The organism is Nocardia albiluteola (genome assembly GCF_018860155.1).
GTDB classification, from domain to species: Bacteria; Actinomycetota; Actinomycetes; order Mycobacteriales; family Mycobacteriaceae; genus Nocardia; species Nocardia albiluteola.
Genome location: NZ_JAHKNI010000011.1, coordinates 135038 through 158506, shown reverse-complemented (window position 1 = coordinate 158506; position 23469 = coordinate 135038). Strand labels below are relative to the sequence as shown.

At 68.4% G+C, this 23469-nt stretch carries 23 protein-coding genes; 6 read left to right on the top strand and 17 right to left on the bottom strand.

Going from position 1 to position 23469, the window contains the following annotated elements; all coding sequences use genetic code 11:
• Positions 1-6: 6 nt before the first annotated feature.
• The 13 genes from hypF to KO481_RS29180 all read right to left on the bottom strand — a co-directional run bounded on the left by hypF (position 7) and on the right by KO481_RS29180 (position 11677).
• Positions 7-2388: a carbamoyltransferase HypF gene (gene hypF, locus KO481_RS29235; protein WP_308166589.1), complete on the bottom strand. Its 2382-nt coding sequence runs from the start codon at positions 2386-2388 to the stop codon at positions 7-9.
• Complete coding sequence (locus tag KO481_RS29230) at positions 2385-2627, bottom strand: HypC/HybG/HupF family hydrogenase formation chaperone (protein WP_215917484.1); 243 nt, start codon at positions 2625-2627, stop codon at positions 2385-2387. Before KO481_RS29230 ends, hypF begins: the two co-directional genes overlap by 4 nt.
• A 3-nt stretch (positions 2628-2630) precedes the next feature.
• A complete protein-coding gene (locus tag KO481_RS29225; protein WP_215917485.1) occupies positions 2631-3140 on the bottom strand; it encodes a hydrogenase maturation protease in 510 nt (169 codons plus the stop codon).
• A gap of 5 nt (positions 3141-3145) precedes the next feature.
• On the bottom strand, positions 3146-3265 hold the full coding sequence (locus KO481_RS44880) for a DUF6893 family small protein (protein WP_372452014.1): 120 nt from the start codon (positions 3263-3265) through the stop codon (positions 3146-3148).
• Positions 3266-3290: 25 nt separating this feature from the next.
• Positions 3291-4631, bottom strand: coding sequence for a hypothetical protein (locus tag KO481_RS29220; RefSeq protein ID WP_215917486.1), 1341 nt, complete (start codon positions 4629-4631; stop codon positions 3291-3293).
• Positions 4628-5272 (bottom strand): DUF6084 family protein, encoded by a 645-nt coding sequence (locus tag KO481_RS29215; protein WP_215917487.1) that lies wholly within the window; start codon positions 5270-5272, stop codon positions 4628-4630. The genes KO481_RS29220 and KO481_RS29215 overlap by 4 nt, the downstream gene beginning before the upstream one ends.
• Positions 5265-5903: a DUF5947 family protein gene (locus tag KO481_RS29210; RefSeq protein ID WP_215917488.1), complete on the bottom strand. Its 639-nt coding sequence runs from the start codon at positions 5901-5903 to the stop codon at positions 5265-5267. The genes KO481_RS29215 and KO481_RS29210 overlap by 8 nt, the downstream gene beginning before the upstream one ends.
• Positions 5900-6817, bottom strand: a complete 918-nt coding sequence (locus KO481_RS29205; protein WP_215917489.1) for a NifU family protein — start codon at positions 6815-6817, stop codon at positions 5900-5902. Before KO481_RS29205 ends, KO481_RS29210 begins: the two co-directional genes overlap by 4 nt.
• Positions 6818-6848: 31 nt before the next feature.
• Positions 6849-8645, bottom strand: coding sequence for a nickel-dependent hydrogenase large subunit (locus tag KO481_RS29200; RefSeq protein ID WP_215917490.1), 1797 nt, complete (start codon positions 8643-8645; stop codon positions 6849-6851).
• 10 nt (positions 8646-8655) lie between these two features.
• The gene (locus KO481_RS29195) at positions 8656-9711 is read right to left on the bottom strand and encodes an NADH-quinone oxidoreductase subunit B family protein (protein ID WP_215917491.1); all 1056 of its coding nucleotides are present in this window, start codon (positions 9709-9711) and stop codon (positions 8656-8658) included.
• A 97-nt stretch (positions 9712-9808) separates the two neighbouring features.
• A complete protein-coding gene (gene hypB, locus KO481_RS29190) occupies positions 9809-10633 on the bottom strand; it encodes a hydrogenase nickel incorporation protein HypB (protein ID WP_215917492.1) in 825 nt (274 codons plus the stop codon).
• On the bottom strand, positions 10594-10965 hold the full coding sequence (hypA, locus tag KO481_RS29185; protein ID WP_215917493.1) for a hydrogenase maturation nickel metallochaperone HypA: 372 nt from the start codon (positions 10963-10965) through the stop codon (positions 10594-10596). Before hypA ends, hypB begins: the two co-directional genes overlap by 40 nt.
• Before the next feature lie 76 nt (positions 10966-11041).
• Positions 11042-11677, bottom strand: a complete 636-nt coding sequence (locus tag KO481_RS29180) for a CGNR zinc finger domain-containing protein (RefSeq protein WP_215917494.1) — start codon at positions 11675-11677, stop codon at positions 11042-11044.
• 127 nt (positions 11678-11804) lie between these two features.
• Between KO481_RS29180 and KO481_RS29175 the strand changes: the two genes are divergently transcribed.
• The gene (locus tag KO481_RS29175; protein WP_215917495.1) at positions 11805-12659 is read left to right on the top strand and encodes an alpha/beta fold hydrolase; all 855 of its coding nucleotides are present in this window, start codon (positions 11805-11807) and stop codon (positions 12657-12659) included.
• Between the two features lie 78 nt (positions 12660-12737).
• Here the strand turns inward: KO481_RS29175 and shbA are convergent, their stop codons facing one another.
• Positions 12738-13304 (bottom strand): RNA polymerase sigma factor ShbA, encoded by a 567-nt coding sequence (gene shbA, locus KO481_RS29170; RefSeq protein ID WP_215917496.1) that lies wholly within the window; start codon positions 13302-13304, stop codon positions 12738-12740.
• A 157-nt stretch (positions 13305-13461) separates the two neighbouring features.
• Positions 13462-14355 carry a GAF domain-containing protein gene (locus KO481_RS29165; protein WP_215917497.1) on the bottom strand — a complete coding sequence of 298 codons (894 nt, stop codon included), beginning with the start codon at positions 14353-14355 and terminating at the stop codon, positions 13462-13464.
• 155 nt (positions 14356-14510) lie between these two features.
• Here KO481_RS29165 and KO481_RS29160 point away from each other — a divergent pair, with 155 nt between their 5' ends.
• Together KO481_RS29160 and KO481_RS29155 are read left to right on the top strand one after the other, a co-directional pair.
• Positions 14511-16094 (top strand): CocE/NonD family hydrolase, encoded by a 1584-nt coding sequence (locus KO481_RS29160; RefSeq protein ID WP_215917498.1) that lies wholly within the window; start codon positions 14511-14513, stop codon positions 16092-16094.
• A gap of 109 nt (positions 16095-16203) precedes the next feature.
• Positions 16204-17016: a PIG-L family deacetylase gene (locus tag KO481_RS29155; RefSeq protein ID WP_215917499.1), complete on the top strand. Its 813-nt coding sequence runs from the start codon at positions 16204-16206 to the stop codon at positions 17014-17016.
• Between the two features lie 10 nt (positions 17017-17026).
• On the opposite strand, the gene KO481_RS29150 is transcribed toward KO481_RS29155, so the two are convergent.
• Positions 17027-19264, bottom strand: a complete 2238-nt coding sequence (locus KO481_RS29150) for a sensor histidine kinase (RefSeq protein ID WP_245400943.1) — start codon at positions 19262-19264, stop codon at positions 17027-17029.
• Between the two features lie 403 nt (positions 19265-19667).
• Between KO481_RS29150 and KO481_RS29145 the strand changes: the two genes are divergently transcribed.
• Positions 19668-21092: an ATP-binding protein gene (locus KO481_RS29145; protein ID WP_308166590.1), complete on the top strand. Its 1425-nt coding sequence runs from the start codon at positions 19668-19670 to the stop codon at positions 21090-21092.
• 342 nt (positions 21093-21434) lie between these two features.
• On the opposite strand, the gene KO481_RS29140 is transcribed toward KO481_RS29145, so the two are convergent.
• Positions 21435-22061, bottom strand: coding sequence for an MspA family porin (locus KO481_RS29140; RefSeq protein WP_245400888.1), 627 nt, complete (start codon positions 22059-22061; stop codon positions 21435-21437).
• A gap of 170 nt (positions 22062-22231) precedes the next feature.
• Between KO481_RS29140 and KO481_RS29135 the strand changes: the two genes are divergently transcribed.
• The gene (locus KO481_RS29135; RefSeq protein ID WP_215917501.1) at positions 22232-22669 is read left to right on the top strand and encodes a DoxX family protein; all 438 of its coding nucleotides are present in this window, start codon (positions 22232-22234) and stop codon (positions 22667-22669) included.
• 109 nt (positions 22670-22778) lie between these two features.
• Positions 22779-23453 (top strand): cupin domain-containing protein, encoded by a 675-nt coding sequence (locus KO481_RS43420; protein ID WP_245400889.1) that lies wholly within the window; start codon positions 22779-22781, stop codon positions 23451-23453.
• Positions 23454-23469: the final 16 nt, after the last annotated feature.

The window sequence follows — 23469 nt, the reverse complement described above, 5'->3', positions numbered from 1 at the left end:
TTCCGCTCAGCTCGCCCCGGCGGCGAGCAGCTGACCGAACGCGAGGCCGCCGTCGTTGGGCGGCAGTCGGTGATGGCTCAGGACGGTGAAGCCGTTGTCGTGCAACAACCTCCGCGTGGCGCTCAGCAGCAGCGCATTCTGGAACACGCCACCGGCCAGGGCCACGGTCGTGTCCGGCGGCGCGGCGCGCACCGCGATGTCGAGCACGAGGTGCGCCACCGCGTCGTGGAATCGGGCCCCGATCGCGGCGGGCGAAATCCCCTGCCGCGCATCGGCGATGACCGCCGCAAGCACCGGCGCCGGATCAATCTCCGCGTTCTCGAGATCCTCCGGCAGCCCGAATCGATAACGGGCGCCATCGGATTCAGCCGCCCGGGACAGGCCCTCCAGCTCGATCGCGGCCTGCGCCTCATAATCGACGGTGTGCCGCACCCCGGCCAGGGAGGCGACCGTGTCGAACAACCGGCCCATGCTCGAGGTGGGAACACAGCCGAATCCGGTCTCTAGTTGTCGTGCCAGTACCGTGCGTTCCGCCGGCGAGCAGGCCCGCACCGCGGCGATATCGTCGGACCATTCGATTCCGGCGGCCCACAGGTGCGCCAGCGCCATCCGGTACGGCCGGCGCACGGCGGCGTCGCCACCGGCCAGCGGTACGTATCGCAGATGCGCCAGGCGGCGGAACCCCTTGTACCCCGCGAGCAGCACCTCACCGCCCCAGATCGCGCCGTCGGGGCCGAAACCCGTGCCGTCGAAGGCGAATCCGAGCACCGAGACGTCAAGGTCGAGGCCGTGCTCGCCCATCACCGCGCAGATGTGGGCGTGGTGGTGCTGCACCAGGTGTACCGGGAGCGCACCGGCATGGCGGCGGGCCCACTCGGTCGAGCGGTAGCGCGGATGCGCGTCCGCGGCGAACTGCACGGGATGCACCGCGGTGAGTTCCTCGAGGTGGTGTTCGGTCTCGGTGAAGGCGCGCAGGGTGGCCAGGTCGTCCATGTCGCCGACGTGCTGGCTCAGCCAGGCGTAGCGGCCCTGCGCCACCGCGCAGGTGTTCTTGAGGTCCGCTCCGACGGCAAGGGTCGCCGGAATCGCCATGGGCAGTGTGAGAGGTAGGGGGGCGTAGCCGCGCGAGCGGCGGACCGGCAGCTCGAGCCCGTCCACCACGCGTATCACCGAATCGTCGCAGGGCACCAGGATGCGGCGGTCGTGGGACAGGATGGCGTCGGCCAGCCCGCTCAGCCGGTCCCGGGCGTCGGCATCGTCGTAGCAGATCGGTTCGCCACCAAGGTTTCCCGAGGTCATCACCAGTGTCTGTGGACCGGGCGAATCGCCCGGCAGGCCGAACAGCAGCAGATGGATCGGCGTATAGGCCAGCAGCACACCGAGATCGGGATTGCGCGGCGCGACGGCCTCGGCAGGGTAGGCGGTGTCGCGCCGGGGGAGCAGGACGATCGGGCGGGCGGATCCGGTCAGCAGCGCGGCTGCAGTATCGTCCACCTCGACGATCTCCCGCGCGGCATCGAGGCCCGGCACCATTACGGCGAAGGGCTTGTCGCCGCGGCGCTTTCGCCGGCGCAGCTCGGTGACGGCGGCGGAATTTCCGGCATCACAGGCCAGGTGATAGCCACCGATACCCTTGACCGCGAGAATTCCACCGCGGCGCAGCAGGTCCCGTGCGGCCGCAATCGGGTCGACGGCGAGCACGGCATCCGGCTTGCGTGGACCGGCCGAGCTCGAGTCGGATATGCCTGCCCTGGAATCATCTGAAGCCGTGCCGTCCGTAGTGGGCTCGCGCTGTTCGGCAGCACCTATCTCCGAATAGCTCAGTGTGGGACCGCAATCGGGGCAGGCGATCGGCTGGGCGTGAAAGCGCCGGTCGCTCGGATCGGCGTATTCGCGGGCGCAGGCCGCGCACATGGGGAACTCCGCCATCGAGGTGCCGGACCGGTCGTAGGGCAGCGTGGCGATGATGGTGAACCGGGGGCCGCAGTTGGTGCAGTTGACGAAGGGATGCCGATAGCGGCGGTTCGCCGGATCGCGCAGCTCGGCCTCGCAGTCGGCGCACAGGGCCACGTCGGGGGAGGCCAGGGTACGCCCGCCGCCGCGGGTGGTCTCGGCGATGTGGAATCCGGTGCCGCCGCGGACCGGGATCTCGGCCTGCTCGACCGATTCGATGACCGCGAGCGGAGGCGGCCGGTTTCGCAGCCGCCGCGCGAATTCGTCGAGATCCGCTGGCGCACCCTCGATCTCGATGAATACCCCGGAGCTGTCGTTGGATACCCGGCCGGACAGGGCGAGCTCAGCGGCGGTGGTGTAGACGAAGGGCCGCATGCCCACGCCCTGGACCACGCCGCGGACGGTCAGGCGGCGGCGGATCCGGCCGGTGCTCACGGCTCCTCCCCGGAGCCGAGCAGCCGCAGTCCGGCCATCGCGGCGGCCGCGCCGTCCGCGTCGGTCTTCTCCACCGCCAGGCCCATGTGGATGATCACCCAGTCGCCGGGCCGTGCCGGATTCTCCTCCAGCAGACCGATATTCACCCGCCTCCGCTCACCGGAGACGTCGACCAGAGCGACCTGGTCGTGGTAGCCGTCGAGGATCTCCACGACCCGGCCCGGAATTCCGAGGCACATCGCTCACACCTCCTGTCGATCCAGCAGATCGGCCAGCACCGTTTCGATCGCGGCCACGGCGGGCGCGACCGCCGCCGCGACGGGGCCGCTGAGCCCGATGCCCTCGGCCACCGTTTCGACCTGGCAGCCCACGATCACGGTCGGCGGGACGACCCCGCCCAGCGTGCGCACGGCGGCGAAGACGGCCTCGGGATCCATCGCGTGCGCGTCGAGACCGCCTGCGCGGCCGCCGCTGTCGGAGTTCGAACCGCTGTCCGTGCGGCTCGCCCCGGGTTCGGCGCGCAGGATCTCGATGGTTCCCGGCGTGCCCCGGCGGGGCAGCGCGTCCACCAGTACCAGCGCATCCCAGCCGTCGAGCAGGTCGTAGGCCAGGTGCATGCCGCGGATCCCGTAGTCGCGCACGCACACATCCGGTCCGGGGTCCGCGCGCAACCGCCGGACCACCTCGGATCCGAATCCGTCGTCGCCGAGAAAGATGTTGCCGATCCCGGCGACCAGCACGCGGCCGCTCATCCGCGTCACATGTGCCGAATCTTCAGGTAGCGCCGGAGATCCGGGATCGAGCGGATGCCGGCGGCTGCCACCGTCAGCACGATCACTGCGACGACGACGGTCGCGATAATTCCTACGGTTTCCATGGCGGAGTGTTCCTTTCGTGGGTTCTCAGTACTGCGGGTGCGGGGCGTCCAGCGGCTCGATCTCGTCGGGGGCGAAATACAGGTAGCGGCCGTACCATTCGTGCAGATCCGCGGCGGGATCGTCCTCGACGACCACGCCGATGTGCACCTCTCCGTCGACGTCCTCGTGCACGGTGACCACCCGCGCGGTCCGTCCGGCGTAGAACAGGTCGTGCGCGTCGGCGCGCCGGGCCGGGTGCAGGCGTACCCGGCTGTCCTTGTGCACCAGCACACCGGCGATCGGCACGGCATCGGAGTCGGGTGCAACGGCGTTGTCGGCGAGCGGATCCCACCAATCGATGCCGTCGGGGACGGAGGGCAGCACCCGGGGACCACCCGCGGCGGGATCGCGCAGCACGCCATGCAGCTGCCGCATCTGCTCAGCAGTCATGGCCTCGCAACGGTCGATGATCTGCGCCGCACGCGGGTCGGTCGCCCGGGCCTGACGCTTCTCCTCGTCAGTCAGCGTCATCACGCGCAGGGTGAGGATCTCGTCGATCTCGGTCGAGTCGAACAGGGGAATCTCGCTCTGCTCGGCGATCTCCGGGTGGTCGTAGAGAATGATCGGCGAAATCAGCAGCAGCGCATGGGATCCAGCCGGGCCCGCGAGCACCGGGAAGCACCGATGCTGCGCGCAGGCCGCCGCTGCCGCGGCGGCGGCAGGTGGGGGGTCCAGCAGGGATACGAAAGCGCCGTCGGTGATCTCGGCGATCAGGTGCGCACCGATGAAGGAGTGCGCGATGGCATCGTCCCGGTCCGCGGCGGCCGGCCCGGTGTTCCGGGCGACGACGGTGCAACGCCGCATGCCGTCCACATCGTCGACGGTGAGCTCGAGCCGCCCTGCAAGTGACCTCCGCTCCCGCACTATTCGGCCGACGGGGTCGCCTGCCGGGATCTCCTCGGTCTCGCGGCCGCCGTCGACTTGCAAGTCGAAGGCGTTGTTGCACACTGCGATCGGACCGAGGACGATCTCCTGCTCGATCGCCTCGTCCCAGCTGAGCCACGATTGCCCGCCCACCGACATCTCGGTGACGGCCTGCCCGGCCGGGTCGATGATCGTGCGCCGCTGCAGCTGCAGGAATCGCACGGCCAGTGTGAGAGTGGCCGCGGGCTCCGCCTCGACGAGGAACTGTGCCGAGAGCCCGGAACCCTCGCCCAGGCCCGCCTCCTCGGCCCCGGGCGGGCCGAGCACCCCGAACTGCCAGCGGGACTGATTCTTTCGCGCGCTCGCCCGATACGGGTAGAGCAGATATCCCTCGTACAGGACGGCATCGGCCACCGCGCGAGCCCCGGCCCACGCGCCCTGCCCGTATCCGGCCGCGCTCACGGTCGTTCCTCCTGGTGAGCGGCCAGCAATGCGGCCACGGTCTCGTCGTAGCCGAGCAGGCCGTGCTGGGCCTTGAAGGCGGTGAGCTGCTCGAGCGTTTCGCGCGAGAGCCGCAGCCATCCGGTATTCGGGAAGTGCGCGGCCATCAGGTCCTGCCACACCGCGACGGGCATGTCGAACGGGTCGTTGCGATCCCAGGGCACCTGCTGGACGGTGAATCCGCCGGCGCCCCTGCTGAATACCGTCCCGCTGAACAGGAATACGAGCGGCGCGGTGCCGGTCCGCAGCGCATGCATGTACTTGGAACCGGCCACCTCGAGGTCGTAGGTGCACGGCATCGGCAGGTCGATCTCGGCGCCGCCGTCGAAGCCGGGAACCATGGTGGCGCAGTGCATCCAAAGGAACGTGCGCTGGGTATCGTGCCAGCGCTCGCGCGGGCCGAACAGGTCCAGCAGGCCCGCGCCCTCCTCGTCGGAATAGGCCCTGCGGCGCGGTTCGATCCGGACCTGGGCACGTAATGCGATGGCGTGCACCGGCTCGTCGGTGACCGCGGCGATGCCCACTCGCGCGGAGAGCATCGGCGTCACCGCGTAAGGCTCGGGCCGGATCTCCAGCACCGCGAAGGTGACCGCGTCACTCATAGTCGCCCCTGCCCGGCCGGGCACGGGCCGCGGTGGCCGCGAAGAACTCGTCGAGGTAACGCCGGGCGTCCTGGCCGCCGTCGAATCCGCGCCACAGCAGCCGCATTCGCCCGACGAACTCGTAGCAGGCATCAATGGGCAGCAGCAGGCAGGCCCCCGCCGTGTCGCGGTCGGGGCGGCGGATCAGCAGCGCCTCCACATCGGGGGCGAGCGTGCCGAGCTCGGGATGCCGGTCCACGATCGCGCGCCAACGCTCCATCGGCAGTTCGGATTCGGTGGCTCCGGCGGGCCCGGGATAGAACGCGACGGTGCGATCGAGCGTGGAATTGCGGAAGAAGAAGGCCAGGCCCACCGGGATTTCCAGCTCGTCCCATTCGGACGCGTCGATCACGACGCCGGGAAAGGCGAGATACCGGTCGGGCACCGCGCGATAGCGCAGCGCCGCGGCCTGATCGGTGAACAGTAGATAGCAGGCCCGGCACACGCAGAGCAGCTGCCTGCCTTCGGTATTCACCACGTGCTGGTGCTCTCCGGGAATCGCCTCCGCGCACATCTCGCACCGTTCGCCCGCGGGCGTCGGAGCGGGCTGCGTGTCCGCCAGCCGCCGCAGGATCCGGAACGAGGAATTCATCCCGCCACCCCCGCGGGAACGGCCACCGACAGTTCGCCGTCGCGGACGAGAACGGGCAGCGGATCGAGGTGCCCGCTCCCATCGACCCTCGCCCCGGCGTGCACGGCGTCGTAGTGTGCCTGGCAGACCGGACAGCGCAGCACCGCGTCACCGACCGGGAATCCCATGCGGCGGTGCAGGACCGCGCCCGCGAGCGAGTTGTCGCACGCCGGGCAGTGGTCGCGGTAGACGTAGAGCTCGGTGCCGATGCGGCAGGCCAGCACGGCCTGCCCGGCGATGGAGAATCCGCCGACCTCGCCGGGGGACAGCCCTGCCAGTTCGGGGACCGCGATCCAGCTGCCGGTCCGCGGCGCGGCATCGCGCACGCGGGTGAACAGCGAATCGGCCGAGAACACGCTTGGGTCCGAATCCGGTTCGGCGGCAACCACTTCGATCGCCTCGATCTCGGGCGCCGCGGCGCGCACGGCCTCCTCGACGGCGAGCTCGAGCGTCACCGACGACGACGGGCAGGTACGGCAGCTCCCGGCCAGCGCCAGCCGCACCACCCCGTCCTCGACGCCGAGCAGGGTCACGTCGCCGCCGTGTGAGCCCAGGTACGGCCGCACGCTGTCGAGCGCGGCCCCCACCCGGGTGCGAACTCCCTGCGGGTGCAGGCCGTGCACGAGCAGCAGGCTCGCCACCAGATCGTCCGCGGCCAGCAGCTCGGCCGTGGGCTCGTCGAGCGCCGCGACGATCCGCGCCAGCCCCGCGCCGTACAGCTCGACCACCTCGTGGAGCAGCTGTTCGGCGCGGTCGCGGGCGGCGGTGCCGCCCGCGGCGCAGGCGTCCAGGAGCGTCTCGATCCGATCGCCGGCCTCGCGCCAGCGGTCGGGCGCTGCGGCGTCGTTCCGGTCGGCCGGGTGATCGTTCACCATGTACCTCTCCCGTCGCCGGGCCGACCCGGGACTACTCCGCGGTCAGCGTCTGGGTGGGGGAGTGCAGGGTTTCCAACGTCTTCCCGTTGCCCAGATACATGTGCACCCCGCACGGCAGGCACGGATCGAAGCTGCGCACCGTGCGCATGACGTCGATGCCCTTGAAGTGCTCGCGATCGTTCTCCTCGAAGATCGGCTGGCCCTGCACCGCGTCCTCGTAGGGCCCCGGAGTGCCGAAGCTGTCCCGCGGGCTGGCGTTCCAGGGCGTCGGCGGATACGGATGGTAATTGGCGATCTTGCCGTTCCGGATCACCATGTGGTGCGAGAGCACACCGCGCACGGCCTCGGTGAAGCCGCAGCCGATGCTCTCGTCGGGCACCTCGAAGCTCTCCCAGGTCTTGGTCCGCCCGGCGCGGATCTCCTCGAGCGCCTTCTCGGCGAAGTGCAGCGCGCATGCTGCGGCGTACGCCTGGAAGTAGGTGCGCGCCCGGTCGCGCTCGATCGTGTTGCTGCCGTGCGCGGGGATCTTCCACTCCAGCTCGACCGGGCCCTTCAGCGCGGTCTTGGGCAGGTTGATCTGCACGCTGTGCCCGGTGGACTTCACGTAGCCGATGTCGACCAACTCGGCCAGCGCCGTCGACCACAGCCGGGCCAGCGGCCCGCCGCCGGTGTCGAGCGCGAGGTGATTCTTGCCGTCGAACCAGCGCGGCGACATCACCCAGCTGTACTTGTCGTCCAGGTCGCGCTTCTGCGGCTTGGGGTTGGTGTGCTGGTTCCAGGGGTGCCGCCGGTCCACCGGATTGCCGAGCGGATCGGTCGTCACGAACATCTCCTGGTCGGACCAGTCCTCGTAATACGAACTGCCCAAAAGGATTCGGAGGCCGAGGTTGATATCCACCAGGGAGGTGGTGACCAGTTTGCCGTCGACCACCACGCCGGGGGTGACGAACATCTTGCGGCCCCAGTTCTCCATGTCCTTGTAGGCGAAGTTGCACACCTCGGGATCCTGGAACGAACCCCAGCAGCCGAGCAGGGTGCGGCGCAGGCCGACCTGTTCGTAGCCGGGCAGGGCCTCGTAGAAGAAGTCGAACAGGTCGTCGTGCATCGGCACGACCTTCTTCATGAATTCGACGTAGCGCATCAGCCGGGACATGTAGTCGGTCATCAGCTGGATCGTCGCCACCGTGCCCACACCGCCGGGATACAGCGTCGAGGGGTGCACATGCCTGCCCTCCATCAGGCAGAACATCTCCCGGGTGTACCGGCTGACCTGCAGGGCCTCGCGGTAGAACTCACCGGTGAACGGGTTCAGCGCGCGCATGATGTCCGCGACGGTGCGGTACCCGTGCGCGTCCGCGTGCGGCGCCTGCGCCGTCTCGGCGCGGGCCAGGACGCCCGGATTGGTCTCGGCGACCATCTTCTCGCAGAAGTCCACGCCGACCAGATTCTCCTGGAAGATGTTGTGGTCGAACATGTATTCCGCGGCCTCGCCGAGGTTGACGATCCATTCGCCCAGATGCGGCGGCTTCACCCCGTAGGCCATGTTCTGGCAGTAGCACGAGCAGGTGCAGTGATTGTCGCCGCAGATGCCGCAGATTCGGCTGGTGATGAAGTGCGCGTCGCGAGGATCCTTGCCGCGCATGAAGATCGAGTAGCCGCGGAAGATCGAGGAGGTGCTGTGACACTCGACCACCTCGCGATTGTCGAAGTCGATCTTCGTGTATATGCCCAGGCTGCCGACGATGCGTGTGATCGGATCCCACGCCATCTCCACGAGGGCATCCGGGTCGATCTTGCGGTGCGACGGTTCCGGGATGATCTGAGTCATCGCAGTCCTCCTACCATGTGCGCGTCGCGCCGGTCTCCAGCGCGGTGCCCCGATGCCGCCAGTGCGGCTCCTTGTCGACCGTGCGGGTCGTGACGTGGCGCAGACTGCGGATCACCGATCCGTACAGCCCCGATGCGGTGGACGAGAACTTGCCGCCTGGCGGCTCGTCCATGAACGGCATGAACTTGTCCGGGAAGCCGGGCATGGTGCAGCCGATGCAGATGCCGCCCACGTTCGGGCAGCCGCCGACTCCGTTTATCCAACCACGCTTGGGCACATTGCATTTCACCACCGGACCCCAGCAGCCCAGCTTCACGATGCACTTGGGCGAGCCGTATTCGGTGGCGAAATCCCCCTGCTCGTAGTATCCGGCGCGGTCGCAGCCCTCGTGCACAGTCGCACCGAAAAGCCAAGTGGGGCGCAGTGCTTCGTCGAGCGGGATCATCGGGGCCTGGCCGGTGGCCATGTAGAGCAGATAGGTCAGCGTCTCGGACAGGTTGTCGGGCTGGATGGGGCAGCCGGGCACGCAGACGATCGGGATGCCCGCCTTGCTCTTCCACTTCCAGCCCAGATAGTCGGGCACCCCCATCGCACCGGTCGGGTTTCCGGCCATGGCGTGGATGCCGCCGTAGGTGGCGCAGGTGCCGACGGCGACGACCGCCGTCGCCTTGGGCGTCAGCCGATCGAGCCATTCGCTGGTGGTCATGGGCTGGCCGGTGGCGGGGTTGTTGCCGAAGCCGCACCAGTACCCCTCGGTGTGCAGCTGCTCGTTCGGGATCGAGCCCTCCACGACGAGCACGAACGGCTCCAATTCGCCGCGGTCGGCCTTGAAGAACCACTCGAGGAAGTCGTCGGCGCCGCCGGTGGGGCCGCATTCGAAATCGATCAGCGGCCAGTGGACCGCAATCTTGGGGAGACCAGGCAGCGATCCCAGCGCGATTTCCTCGATGCTGGGTTGAGTGGCGGCAGTCAACGCCACGGAATCGCCATCACAACTGAGCCCGGCGTTTATCCACAGAACATGGATCAAGGCCTGTTCGGCTTCGACTGCTTCGCGAGTTGGCATGGAGTGCCACCATTCTTGAAGCGGATGGTCACACGGAAACGGGCTCTTACCAGATATCGGCGAACCGAATCCGTGCGGTGACCCTGATCACGTCAGTCTAGGCGGGTGCGTTGGCATCCTCAAGGGTGCTCGACGGAATTGATCTTTGCTCGGAAAGCCATCGGTACCAGCGGAAAAGCCCGTCGCCGGTGGTCGCGGACACGGGCAGGATCGTGATTGCCGGGTTGACGGCCCTCGCGTGCCGCCGGCAGGTCTCGACATCGAAATCGACATAGGGCAGCAGGTCGATTTTGTTGATCAGCGCCAAGCCCGCGGCGGCGAACATATGCGGATATTTCAGCGGTTTGTCGTCGCCCTCGGTCACCGAGATGACCACGACCTTGGTCCGCTCGCCCAGGTCGAACAGGGCCGGGCAGACCAGATTCCCGATATTTTCGATGAACAGCAGCGTGCCCGCGGCCGGATCGAGCGCGTCGAGGGCGCCCCGCATCATCTCCGCATCCAGATGGCAACCGGCGCCGGTGTTGACCTGGACCACGCGGCAGCCGGTCGCCCGGATCCGTTCGGCATCGAGCAGCGTCTCCTGATCGCCCTCGATCACGGCCATCGGCACGTCGCCGAGTTCGCGGATGGTTCGCTCGAGCAGAGTGGTCTTGCCCGCGCCCGGGGAGCTGGTCAGATTGAGCGCGAGGATGTTGCGTTCGGCCAGGCGGGCCCGGATGCGGGCGGCCAGCCGGTCGTTCTTGGCCAGGACCTTCTGGTCCAGCGTCAACGTCCGGGTGGCCGGCGGATGCTCATGGTCGTGCGCGCCGTGCTCGTGCGGGTGATCGTGATCGTGTGGGTGGCCATCGTCGTGATGCGGGTGTTCGTGGGGAATCGTGATCACCGCGGAGTCCTGGCCGCAGCCACAGGTTGCACACATGTCTCACTCACCTCCATCGTCCGGATACGGAGTTCCCGTCCGGAACGCACCTCGACATCGGCGCTTCCGCACGGGCACAGCAGGATGAGGTCGGCGAGGCCGAATTCGGCGCCACAGCTGCGGCACCGGGCCGCGCCGGGGACGATTCTTATCTCGAGGCACGCGCCCTCCGCGACGGTTCCCTCGGCGACCAGTTCGAAACAGAATTGCATCGCCTCGGGAACGACGGCGCACAGCGCGCCGACCTCGACAGTGACGCTGTGCACCCGGGCGCCCGCCGCGTGCTCGCACACGGTGTCCACGACGCTTTGGGTGATGGCCAATTCATGCATGGCGGCTCGGTTCGACGACCTGGATGTCTCAGATTACTCCCTGGGACGTTCGGACCGGGACGCACGATTCGGCGGATTACCCCGGCGGTGCGGATGCGGCCCGGTGGCGTCGGCGGTGGGCCGCCTGTTTGGCGCGGTTGCCGCACAGGGACATGCTGCACCAGCGGCGACCGCGGCCGCGGGTGCGGTCGGCGAACAGGAGGGTGCAGGTGGGGCCCTCGCAGGACTTGATGTGGGTGAAGTCCTGGTCGCAGATCAGCTCGGCCATGGCCTGGGCGATGGGGAGTAGCAGGGTGTCGGGGGAATTCCAGCGGCGGCGGTCGGTCAGGGTGAGGGGGCCCTCGGTGCCGGCGGGAGGCCCGGCGATCGCACTGTAGCGGCGGTCGAGCTCCAGGAGCTCGTTGAGCGGATCCAGTTGGGGGAGAACGGATTCGGTCAGCGGATGGCCGCGATGCTCGGTGACGAAGCCGCGAAACCACTCGCGCAGGGTGCGGGCCTGGGCGGCCAGGCGTTCGAGCTCGCCGGGCAGGGCGCGCTCGCGCAGGTCGGCCAGGACCTGTTCGGGGACCATGTCCGCCTGCCGGAGCCAGTCGAGCAGACTCTCGCCGTCCTCCAGCCAGTCCACGACCGCATCCGTCGGTGTGGCCACCGAGTTCAGGAAATCCAGCCCGGCCGAATCGGCCAGGAACAGCGCGGGCGTCGACTGCGTCATCGGCTCCTCCTCCACCTCGAAGAGTAACCTCCTTGAATGCGGTTGACAAGTTACTGATGCCACGCATAACCTTCTAGGGAACACTAAGACGGTTACTTATTCGGAGCGACAGTAAAGGATGGCCATCATGACCGCAATTCGCTACCGCAAGGTCGACGTCGACGGCTTCGGCATCTTCTACCGTGAGGCGGGCGCCCCGGGGAGCCCCAAACTCCTTTTGCTGCATGGCTTCCCGACCTCGAGCCACATGTTCCGGGATCTGATTCCCCTGCTGGCCAACGACTTTCACATCATCGCCCCCGACCTGCCCGGGTTCGGCCGCTCGGACATGCCGGACCACAAGGAGTTCGACTACACCTTCGACAGCATCGCCGCAGTGATCGACCGCTTCACCGACGTGGTCGGCTTCGACCGGTACGCGGTCTACATCTTCGACTACGGCGCCCCGACCGGCCTTCGGCTCGCGGTCGCCCACCCCGACCGCATAACCGCCATCGTCTCCCAGAACGGCAATGCCTACGTCGAAGGTCTCAGCGAGGGCTGGAACCCGGTCCGGGCCTACTGGGCGGATCCCTCGGCCGCCAACCGCGATGCCCTGCGCACGATGCTGACCCCCGAGACCACGCGCTTTCAGTACACCCACGGCGTGCCCGACGAGTCCCTGGTCTCCCCGGACGGCATCGCGCTGGACGACCACTACCTGGCCCGCGCCGGCGCCGACCAGGTGCAGTTGGACCTGATGCTGGACTACCGCAACAACGTGGCCCGGTACCCGCAATTTCAGGAGTACTTCCGCACTCACACTCCGCCGCTCCTGGCGGTGTGGGGGGCCAATGATCCGTTCTTCCTGCCCGCCGGCGCCGAGGCCTTCCGCCGCGACCTCCCCGACGCGCGGATCGAGTTCCTCGACACCGGCCACTTCGCCCTGGAAACCCACGCCGCCGAGATCGCCGAGGCCATCCGGGGATTCCTCGCCGACTGAGAGGCCGAGGCGTCCCGAGTCGATCTCGTGACCGGGTCGTCCCGCTGTCCGAGCACATCTGGACGGCGGGGACCGATCTCATGCGATGGCAGAGGCGCGGACCACGGCCAGTGCCCTGAGCTTGGTCATGGCGCGGTGCTGGGCGACCCGGATCGACCCCGCGGTGCCGCCCACCGCCGCGGCGGTCTCGGCGGCCGAGAGTCCCACCGCGACACGCAGAATCAGGATTTCGCGTTGCTTCGGCGGCAGGGCGCCGAGCAGATCGCTCATCCGACGGGCGGCCTCGGATTGCAGTGCCCGCTGTTCGGGACCGGTGTCATCGCAGGGCAGGTCGGGAACCGCCTCGACCGGGATGATGCGGTTACGGGCGGCGCTGCGGTAGGCGTCGGCGACCTTGTGTGCGGCGATGCCGTAGACGAAGGCCATGAAAGGTCGTCCCTCATCGCGGTATCGGGGCAGTGCGCGCAGGACCGCGATGCAGACCTCCTGTGCGACATCGTCCGCGGAGACCGTGCTCCCGGAAATGTGGTTCACCCGGGCCCGGCAATAGTGCACGATCTGCGGGCGTATCTCCGCCAAGACGCGTGCGATCGCGGTCCGCTCGCCACGAACCGCCCCAGCGAGGTCGTTCTCCAGCAATGCCATCGCCTCTTCCGAACCATGCGGCGGGGCCGCAGTCGGGTGTGCCGAGTTCCATTCCACTCGGCGACGCTGTGAGAAGGCTGTAAGGGCGCTGTGGAGATGATTCGGGCGCCGGTGAAATCGGGGACGGGCACGCAGACAGGGCGGCGAGGTCCCTATTTCATGGTGTGTCGAGTATGGATCGCGTTGACAGCGTGTGGTTTTCGATATCGTGGATGGCCCGGTCGAGGGTGTCGACGGCGGCCTGCAGCCGGGCGGAGGCGGCGCCCTCGCCGACGAGCCGCCGCAGACCGGTCAGGTGTAGCGCCGTCAGTAGATGGTCCACGACGGAGCCCGCGAGCTCGGTGCCCATGCCGATCGTTTCCGGCGAGACGGCGGTGGACGGGAGGGCGTGATGGTTTCGCGGCGGTGTTTCCGCGGGCGGGCCGAGGCTGCGGGAGATCGCGTCACCCGCATAGTCGGCGAACAGCTGCAGGATCTGCAGGTCCGCGGGCGTGGGGCGATGCGGGCGCGGGAAGTGGGTCGACACGATGCCGACGACCCTGCCGGTGAAGTCGATCAGCGGGGTGGACTGCACGGATCGGAATCCCGCGGCGGCCGCGATGCCCCGGTGCGACGCGAACCCGGGATCGGTGTCGACGTCGTGCAGGATCGTCTGATCGCCGTGCGAGGCCCGGCCGCAGGCGGAACTGTCGTCGTCGACGACGGAGAAGTGCTCGAGGAATTCGGCGTCGAACCCGGACTGGTCGGTGATCAACAACGCACCGGAGGCCGGGTCGACCAGCTGTACGTTCCCGAGTTCGGCGCGAGTCAGCGAGAGCGCCGTCTCCAGGACCGTCTGCACCAGCGCTTCCACCGGGGGGTCGTCCTCCAGCGTGGCGGTGGCCGCACGCACCCGGCCTAGCGCACCAGGCTGCTCGAGCAGGAACCGCACCCCATCGGCGAAGTGATCGGCGCGCCGCGTCAGGGTGGCGGCTGCCGGGGCCGGCGGGTACGGGCCGGTGCGCCATGCGGCGCGAATCCGGTCCAATGGTGTTTCGCAAGCGCTGGTCATTGGATATCGCGTCCTCGATTGTGCGGCGCCTTGGACGAACAGGCGCCGGGAGCCCCGAGCCATACCGATTCTATCCCCGCCGGATGCGGGAATCTGCGGCGGAATCGTGGATTCCGGTGGTAACGATGGAAAGGCGACATTTCAGAGGAGGATCAATGCTGGGCCGGATCGTCGACGGACTCCTTCGCATGCCACCGGCCACGGTGCCCGAGCCGGTAGTGCGCCGGGACATTTCTATACCGATGCCGGACGGCGTCACGCTGCTGGCCGACTGGTATCGCCCGCCCGGATCGCATCCGATGCCGGTGGTGCTGATTCGGACGCCGTACGGCCGCCGCGGATTGCTGAGCGAGCTGTTCGGCCCGGTGTTCGCCCGGCGCGGACTGCAGGTGGTCTATCAGAGCACACGCGGGACCTTCGGCTCCGGCGGCGAGTTCCGCCCGTTTCTGCACGAGAAGGACGACGGCCTGGCTACCGCGGCGTGGTTGCGCGCGCAACCCTGGTGCGACGGCCGGGTGGCGATGGCGGGGGCCAGCTATCTCGGGCATACCCAGTGGGCGATCGCACCCTATGCCGATCCGCCGCTGGAGGCGATGTGCCTGGGCGTTACCTCCTCGGACTTCACCGACGTGTTCTATCCCGGCGGTGTGCTGGCCCTGGACGACATGGTCGGATGGTCGGCGCAGATCGGCCGTCAGGAGGATCGGTTCGCTACGGTTCGAGCGCCGCTGCGACGCCGCCGCGTCCGTGCGGCCACCGCGACGCTGCCGGTCGGGCGGGCGGACGTCGCGGCGATCGGACGGCGGGTGCAATTCCTGGCCGACGTTGCCGGAAATGTGGAGACCCCGGAGTTCTGGTCCGGGACGGTGCACCGCCCCGAGGACGTGAGCACACCGGTCAGCATGGTCGCGGGCTGGTACGACCTGTTTCTGCCGGGGCAGCTACGCGATTTCCGGCGGTTGCGCGCGGCCGGGAATCCGGCGCGGATCCTGATCGGGCCGTGGAGCCACGGCGACCCCGCCAGTTTCCGGCCGATGATCGCCGACCAGGCCGATTTCCTGGCCGCTCATCTGCTCGGCGACCGCGCCGCGCTGCGCCGGGCGCCGGTGCGTGTGCACCTGCAACGGGCCGGGCACTGGCTGGACTTCGAGGAGTGGCCGCCCAAGTCGGTCGAGCGGCGGATCCATCTGCCCAGCCTCGGTGACGCGCCTGGCGACGCGGGCCCGGACGAATTCACCTACGACCCGTCCGATCCGACCCCCTCGGTCGGCGGCCCGCTGCTGTTCGGCAAGGCCAAGCAGCAGGACAACCGGGCGGTCGAGGCCCGCCCGGACGTGCTCGTCTACACCGGCGAACCGCTGGCCGCAGACTTGGACGTGGTCGGCGAACCGACCGCGACAGTGCACGTCCGCACCGAACGCGCCGGGGCCGATCTGTTCGTCCGGCTGTGCGATGTCGATGCGAAGGGGGTGTCCCGGAATGTCACCGAGGGCATCCTGCGACTGCGGGAGCGGGCCGACGGGCCGATCGAGGTGCCGTTGTTCCCGACGGCGTACCGGTTCGGCCGCGGGCATCGGCTCCGGGTGCAGGTCGCCGGCGGTGCATTTCCCCGATTCGGCCGCAATCACGGCACCGCCGAGCCCGTCGCCGACGCGGTGGCCGGTGTGCGGTGCGGCTTCCAGGTGTTCCACGATCGCGAGCGCCCGTCGTCGCTGATGCTGCCGATCCTCGCCGAATGACCGTGGCACCCGATCCGGCGTCCGGCGGGCGGAATCCCGGCGCTGGTTGTCGGTGTTGATTCGTAGAGTGGAAGCACCGAAGCGCCGAGCACATACAGACGGGGGACTCATGGCCGACCAACTGACGATCATGGCCGTACACGCCCATCCGGACGACGAGGTCATCAGCACCGGTGGGATCCTCGCGCAATATGCCGCCGAGGGTATCCGAACGGTCCTGGTGACCTGCACCAACGGCGAGCAGGGCGATGCGCCGGGCGGGATCAAGCCCGGGGAGCCCGGCCACGATCCGAATGCGGTACGGGCCCAGCGACTCTCCGAACTCCAGGAGTCGGCGGCGTTGCTGGGCATCGAGCACGTCGAGCTGCTCGGATATCGGGACTCAGGAATGGACGGGTGGGAAGGCAACCGGGATCCGGAAGCCTTCTGGAACATCCCGGTCGAGCAGTCGGCCGCCCGCCTCGCGGATCTCATGCGGCAGTACCGGCCCCAGGTGGTCGTCACCTATGACGAGAACGGCAACTACGGCCACCCCGACCACATCCAGGCCAACCGCGTCGCACTCGCCGCGGCGGCGGCCACGGATATCCCGGACAAGTTCTACTACACCGCGATTCCGCGCGAACGCTCCCGCGAGATGTTCGCGACGCTGCGCGCACAGGGCATGATCGACCAGGACCCGCCGGACGACTTCGGCACACCCGAGGAGCAGATCACCACGGTCGTCGACGTGGCCGCCTATACCCAGCGCAAGGTCAAGGCGCTCGAGGCGCACGCCAGCCAGGGCGACAGCGTGCCGTTTCTGCGAATGCCCGCCGAACTGCAGCAGCTGATGTTCGCCACCGAAAGCTTTGTCCGGCATACCAATCGCGTCGCGGCCGCACCGGCTCGGGAAACCGACCTCTTCGCCGGGCTCCGCTGAGCGGTCGCGGTTACACCTCCAGGTCCTGCCGTAGCGGGTGGGCGTGCTCGTCGAGTTCGATGCGCCGGGTGCCCGCGGATCCGTCGGCCACGATGGTCAGCAGCGGCCGGCGGCCGGGGCGTTGGATCCGGACGATGACGGATCCGTCTCGAGCGCGCTGGATTTCGGCGACGGCCTGCTCGCGGGCGCGGTCGCCGACGGCGGCGTCGAGATCGTCCAGGCCGTGCTCGTCGTAGAGGACGACCTCGACGCCGCGGCGGCGGGCGGCGCGGGCGGCGATGACGACCGGTGGATGCGCGAGCTGGGGCGCGCGCAGTGCGTCGCGTAGTTCGGCCTCCTGCAGCGCGCATACGTCCCGGACGCCGTCCACGGGTTCGAAACTGGCGAGCAGTTCGAGCAGCGGCCGGGTGAGCCTGCCGAGTCGATGCAGCTGCCGGTCCCGCTCGGCGACGGCGGCCGCGTCGGCGGCCTGGGCGGCGATCCGGTGCAGGGTTTCCTCACGCAGGTCCAGCGTCGTGCTGGCGACCGGGCCGATGATGCGGGCGAAGAACGTCGCGGCCAGCAGCGGTGCGAGATAGAGGAAGGGGACCGCGAACCCGTGCGAGGCGTCGGTAGGCAGGCCCATCCGGACAGCGAATTCGGCGAGCAGGACCACCATCGTCAGCCAGGCGAGTACGACGCGACCACGCATACACATGAATACGCATACCGCCGTGGCGCAACCCAGGGACCATTCCTGCACCGTCGTGTTGTCCGACATCGACGCCACGGCGCAGACGATCGCGTACTGCGCGGGACCACCGGCCGTCAGGATGGCCAGCGACGCCCCGAGGGGCGGCGGGTCGCCCGGCACGGCGAGCAGCGCGCCACCCGCGGCCGCGGTGAGGACGAGGCAGGCGAGCATCGGCCACGGCTGGGAGAACAGTACCGGGGTGGCGGCGAGGGATGCGGCGTAGGCGGCGAGGAAGAACGCGACCGTCACCCAGGCGGCGCGGGTGCGCATGCCCAGCAGGGTGCGCATGCTCAGCGGGGTGGGGGAGTTCGCGACGGTTCGGCATGTGTCCGGGGTGATGTGACGCTCGGCCATCGGGCCCGCCCAGCTCAGCCGGACCGTGGTGCCCGCACCTGGCCGGGAGACGATCGAGGAGGTGCCGCCGCCCAGCTGCCGCATCCTGGCGTGGATGCTCAGTGCGATGCCGAGCCGGTCCGGGCGCTCCACGGCGGTGTCGAAACCGACACCGTCGTCGATGACCGCGACCCGGAAACCGCCGCCGTCGACCCGGATATCGACGCGGCGGTGGGCGTCCGATCCCGCGTGCCGCATGCTGTTGCGGACGGCCTCGCCCGCCGCCGCGGCGGTGACGCTCACCGCCGCGGCCGGGAAGCCCCACCGTTCGGCGCCGCGATCCACGACGACCGCGATCGGCAGGTCCGGCTCGATATGCGCGACAGCGGCACGCAGGCTGTAGACGACGGCCGGTGCGTCCAGCACGCGGCCGAACGGATGCTCGAGATCGTCGAGGTAGTTGAGGGTCTGCATGGCCTGGCGCCGCACCGCGTCCCGGTCGGCGCCGCGCGCCGCGGCCAGCAGCGTCGACATCACCCAGTCGTGGGTCAGCGCGGCGAATCGATCTCGTTCGGCGGCGCGGCTGCGCAGGGCAGCCGACGATGCGGAGCTCTCGAACGCGTCGTTCTGCACCGTGTCGAGCGATCGCCCGGTGCGGATGAACACCAGGACCGCCGCCACGAACAGCGCGCTGTAACTGAACGCGTACAGCAGATCGGGGACGAAGGGCACGTTGACCTCCGGCGCCCGCGCCGTGTAATTGACCACCGTGGCCGCCACCGCGGTGACGGCGAGAGCCAGCAGGCTCGCCCGCGCCCGCCAGACCACCGCGGCCGCCAGCCCGGCCAGGGCCGGTACATCGCCGAGCCACTGATCCTGATGCAGCGGAACCCCGTGCCACGCGGCCAGCCACGCGATGAGCGTCACCGGGTAGCCCACCACCGCGAGCACGGCGGCCCGGCGCATCCATCGGGGATCCCGATGAAAGCTCAACACGCCCAGCGCAAGCCCCGGCCCGAACGCCACGGCGATCGCGAACGGCGTCCACCACGACTCGACCCCTCGCGACTGGTTCTCCAGGTCCGGCGCGACGAGCACCAGATCCGCGACATACCCCACGGCGACGAGCCGGCCGGACAGGCGCACAAAGCGGTCGGCGATCGCGTCGCGAGCACCCAACATCGCAGTCACCCGCTCACCTCATCCGTCCACGGCCATGTCCCCGTACCCTACCCACTGGTAGGGCAGGTATTCCGCGTCCGGGTTTCCGACGATCCGGATGCTGCGGGAGCGGCCGCTCTCGGCACGTGTCCGGATGATTCGCGCTCTCGGCCCACCTGGGTTCCGGATCGACAGGGGTGGCACCACATCGTGGTCGCGAACGCCGTGAGGAACGACGCAGCCGCGAGCGCGCCCGCGGTGGCCGTGCCGAGCACACGGCGAGGCGCCCACATGGTGGAGACCGATTTCATGTGCTGGGCCAGTTGGAGCCCGCGCTGATCAGCGCGGGCCACTTCAGCAATGCATCCAAGTGTGAGCGTATCATCGTTGATAGTATCAATCTTGGAAGTATTCTTCGTAGAGGGTGGCGCTCTTGGATGGCTTCATCGGCAGGCAGCGTGAGCTCGGGTTGCTCGATCGGTCGGTTCAGCGGGTTGTCGCCGGTGGGCGCGCGGGCCGCCCCGGCCGGGCGATACTCATGCGCGGGCGTCGGCGAGTCGGCAAATCACGCCTCGCGGAGGAGTTCGTCGAGCGGTCGGGCTTGCCGTTCCTTTACTTCACCGCGTCCGCGCAACGGTCGGCCGAGCTGGATCTCCGTCTGTTCGTCGAATCGGGCGAGTTGTCGTCACTGCCGGATGCGGCCCGGTTTGCCGGGCAGCATCCCAGAGACTGGGATGCTGCGCTGACCCTGCTCGCCTCGGTGCTGCCCGATGATCAGCCGAGTGTCGTCGTCATCGACGAAATGCCATATCTCATCGGCAACGACCCGGGCTTCGAGGGCAGCCTGCAAAAGGTGTTCGATCGAGAACTGTCGCGCAAGCCGATGTTGCTACTGTGCATCGGATCCGATCTGGCGATGATGGAAGCCCTCAACGAGTACGGTCGGCCGTTCCATCAGCGGGCGAGTGAAATGGTCGTCCCGTCGCTGAATCCTGCCGATGTAGCGGAGATGCTGAGACTTCCGGCCACGGAGGCATTCGACGCCTTCCTGGTATCCGGCGGCCTGCCACTGATTCTGGACGAGTGGCCGCAGGGTGCGACACCGGCGGAATACCTGGCCGATGTGGTCGATGACCCGACATCGGCCCTGCTGGTCAGCGGCGAGCGCGCACTGGCCGCGGAGTTCCCCGAGGATGCGCAAGCCCGGCGGGTACTGAGTGCGATCGGTGCCGGGGAACGCACGCATACCCTGATCGGCCGGGCTGCGGATCTTCCCACGGCAAGCCTGAGCCGGGCGCTGCGATTGCTGACCGACAAGCGCATCGTCGAGGCGCTGACGCCGCTGTCGACCCAGCCCTCCCGCGAGACCCGCTACATCGTCGCCGACCCCCACTTGCGATTCTGGCTGGCCTTCCTCGGCCCATACCTGTCCGAAATCGAGCGGGGCCGTGGCGATCTCACGCTTGCACGGGTCGAGCGCCGCTGGACATCGTGGCGCGGTCGGGCAATCGAATCCATTGTGCGCGAATCACTTCGGCGCCTACCGGAGCAGCTTCCCGAATCCACCAATGCCATTGGGGGATACTGGACACGCACCAACGATCCGGAAATCGACATCGTCTGCGCGGACAGGGAACCCATCGCCAAGACGATCACTGCGGTGGGCTCGATCAAGTGGCTCGACGACAGGCAGTTCGACAGCCACGACTTGACCCGCCTGTACCTGCATCGCTCGAAACTGCCAGGCGCGGACGAGAGCACGCGGATGCTGGTTGTATCCCGGTCAGGTATCAGCGTTCCGGGCGTTACGGGATTTACGCCGGACGACCTCATCGCCGCATGGCGATGAGCGCCGGATTGTCCGGGCGCGCAGTGCGCGCCACGATGTGATGGCAGTGCGGGGACGACTACCGAACGATGGGTTCGGTCGCGGGCGGACCAGGTGGTGGCGGAGTTAGTGCGGCGGCCGGATCCGACGGGCTCGGGCTTTTCGGGTTGCGGGGCGGCGGGACAAGCTGTTGCAGCGGCAGGGGCCCGGATCGGGGGCCGTCTGTCGCTGGGGACAGCCGGCAGTGTTGCGCGTCGCTGCAGGTGGCGGGCATCTCCGTGTCGGCTCGGGCGATGGGGACCGAACATGCGGATATTGCCAGCGCGAGCGTTATCGAGTGCAGGTATTTGGCGCGCATCGGTGTCACAACCATATCGGGTTGCCGTATACGGCGACGGAATTGTCGGCGTCGGCGGTCGAGGTGGACACGATGGCGTAGGAGCGCAGGCTCACCGGGCCCATGCAGGCATCGATTTTGATCTGTATCCGGTCGAGCGTGACAGACGCATGCGCGCCGGTGAGTTTCTTGGTCGCCAGCGGCACGGTGGTGATCGTGCCCGGTTTCGGGGCGAATGACACGTTCGGAATTGCCAGGGCGCTCGCGCCCGCGTTCACCCCGCCGACCGAGATCCCCACGTTGGGGCCGATGGCCGCGGACAGCCCGACGGTCAGCCCATTGGACACATCGACCTGGCAGCCGATCTCGTATCCCACGGCCATGCTCCCCGAGTCGACCGGTACCCGGCCCTTTCCGGAGATGTCGGCGATTGCCTCCAGCCGGACGAATCCCTCACGGGTGAAGGGTGATCCGGCCAGATTCGGAACGCGATCCAGATTCTCCGCGGCCTTGGTGACTCGCACTTGCCAACCGTCGTCGGTGACGACGGCGCGCGACGAGTCCGCTACCGGATCCGCGGACGCGGTCCCGAACGCGCCGGCAACGAGAGCTGCCGCCGCTATACAGGGCATCGCGAGGGTAGAGCTTTTCATTCGAAGGGGTCCTTGTCTCGAGTCTTCTTCGGCCTTGCGTAATCCCGACCGATCCGGGCCCGGAAAGGTGACAGGCCGATTCGGCGGTGGGTGCGTTGTCACACTTTCGGTCCGGCCGCGGTCGAGGAGTTGACGCCGGATCACGGCATCCCGACCGAAAGGAAAGTCCCATGACCACTCTCACCGAACGCGCCGCCGGCCTGCCCCGCACCTCCGCTTCCGGGCGGGTGCGCACGATCGCCTACTGGGCGTGCACCGTGAGCCTGGCGTTCATGATGATCAGCGGCGCCTACGGCGAATACACCCATCAGTACGGAACTCTGGAAACCCACACGATCCTCGGCTACCCCACATACTTCATCTCGCTCATCGCGACTTGGAAGGTGCTCGGCAGCGCCGCGATCCTCGTGCCGGGGTTCGCGCGGTTGAAGGAATGGGCTTATGCCGGAATGTTTTTCAACATGAGCGGTGCGTTCATCTCGCACCTGGTCGAACACGACTACGGATCCGCCGGCATGCACCTGACGGTCACCGCGGGCATTTGTGCGCTGGTCGTCGCATCCTGGGCACTGCGCCCCGCCGACCGCTCGTTCGTCCGGGCCGGCTGATCGTCGGGCCGAACCGGCCTGCCCGGACTAGGGCCTTAAGGCACGCGCTCAACCAGCTGCTCGCGAGTAGTGTCCTGAGCGGGGTGCCTATTTCAAAGGAGCCCCGGTAATGACAAAGTTCGTTCAGACGATCGAGTTCACGACCACGCACCTCGACGAGTTCAACGAGAAGCTCGACGCCTGGCTCGCTGCGACGGCGGGCAAACGCACGGCTCTGCGCGGCCTGGAGGCCAAGGATCGCGACCGCGAGAACACGTACATGGAGGTGGTTGAATTCCCCTCGTACACCGAGGCGATGCAGAATTCCGGCCTTCCCGAAACCACCCGCTTTGCCCAGGAACTAGCCGTGCTGTGTGACGGCCCGGCTACCTTCCGCAATCTCGATCTGCTCCGCGAGGACGACATGTCCGACGGGCAGCGCCGGAGTCTGATCGTGCGGAGTCTCGACAATCCCGACGAGTCCCGCCCATTCGAGGCGGGAATGGGCCGTTTGGATCTCGTCGAGACACCGCAAGGTCCGGTCGGCCGTGCCGTGTTCGAACCCGGCTGGCGCTGGTCCGAGCATGTCAAACCGATCGCGGGCACCGACAGCTGCCAGGCCATGCACGCCGGGTACTGCATCTCGGGCCGCATGCGACTCCGCATGGACGACGGCACCGAACGCGATATCGGCCCGGGCGACTTCCTGTTCTGCCCGCCCGGCCACGACGCCTGGACCCTCGGTGACGAGGCGTGCGTGACGCTCGACTGGTCGGGTGCCGCGCGATACGCGCAACGGGATTGAATCCTCAGCACGGGCG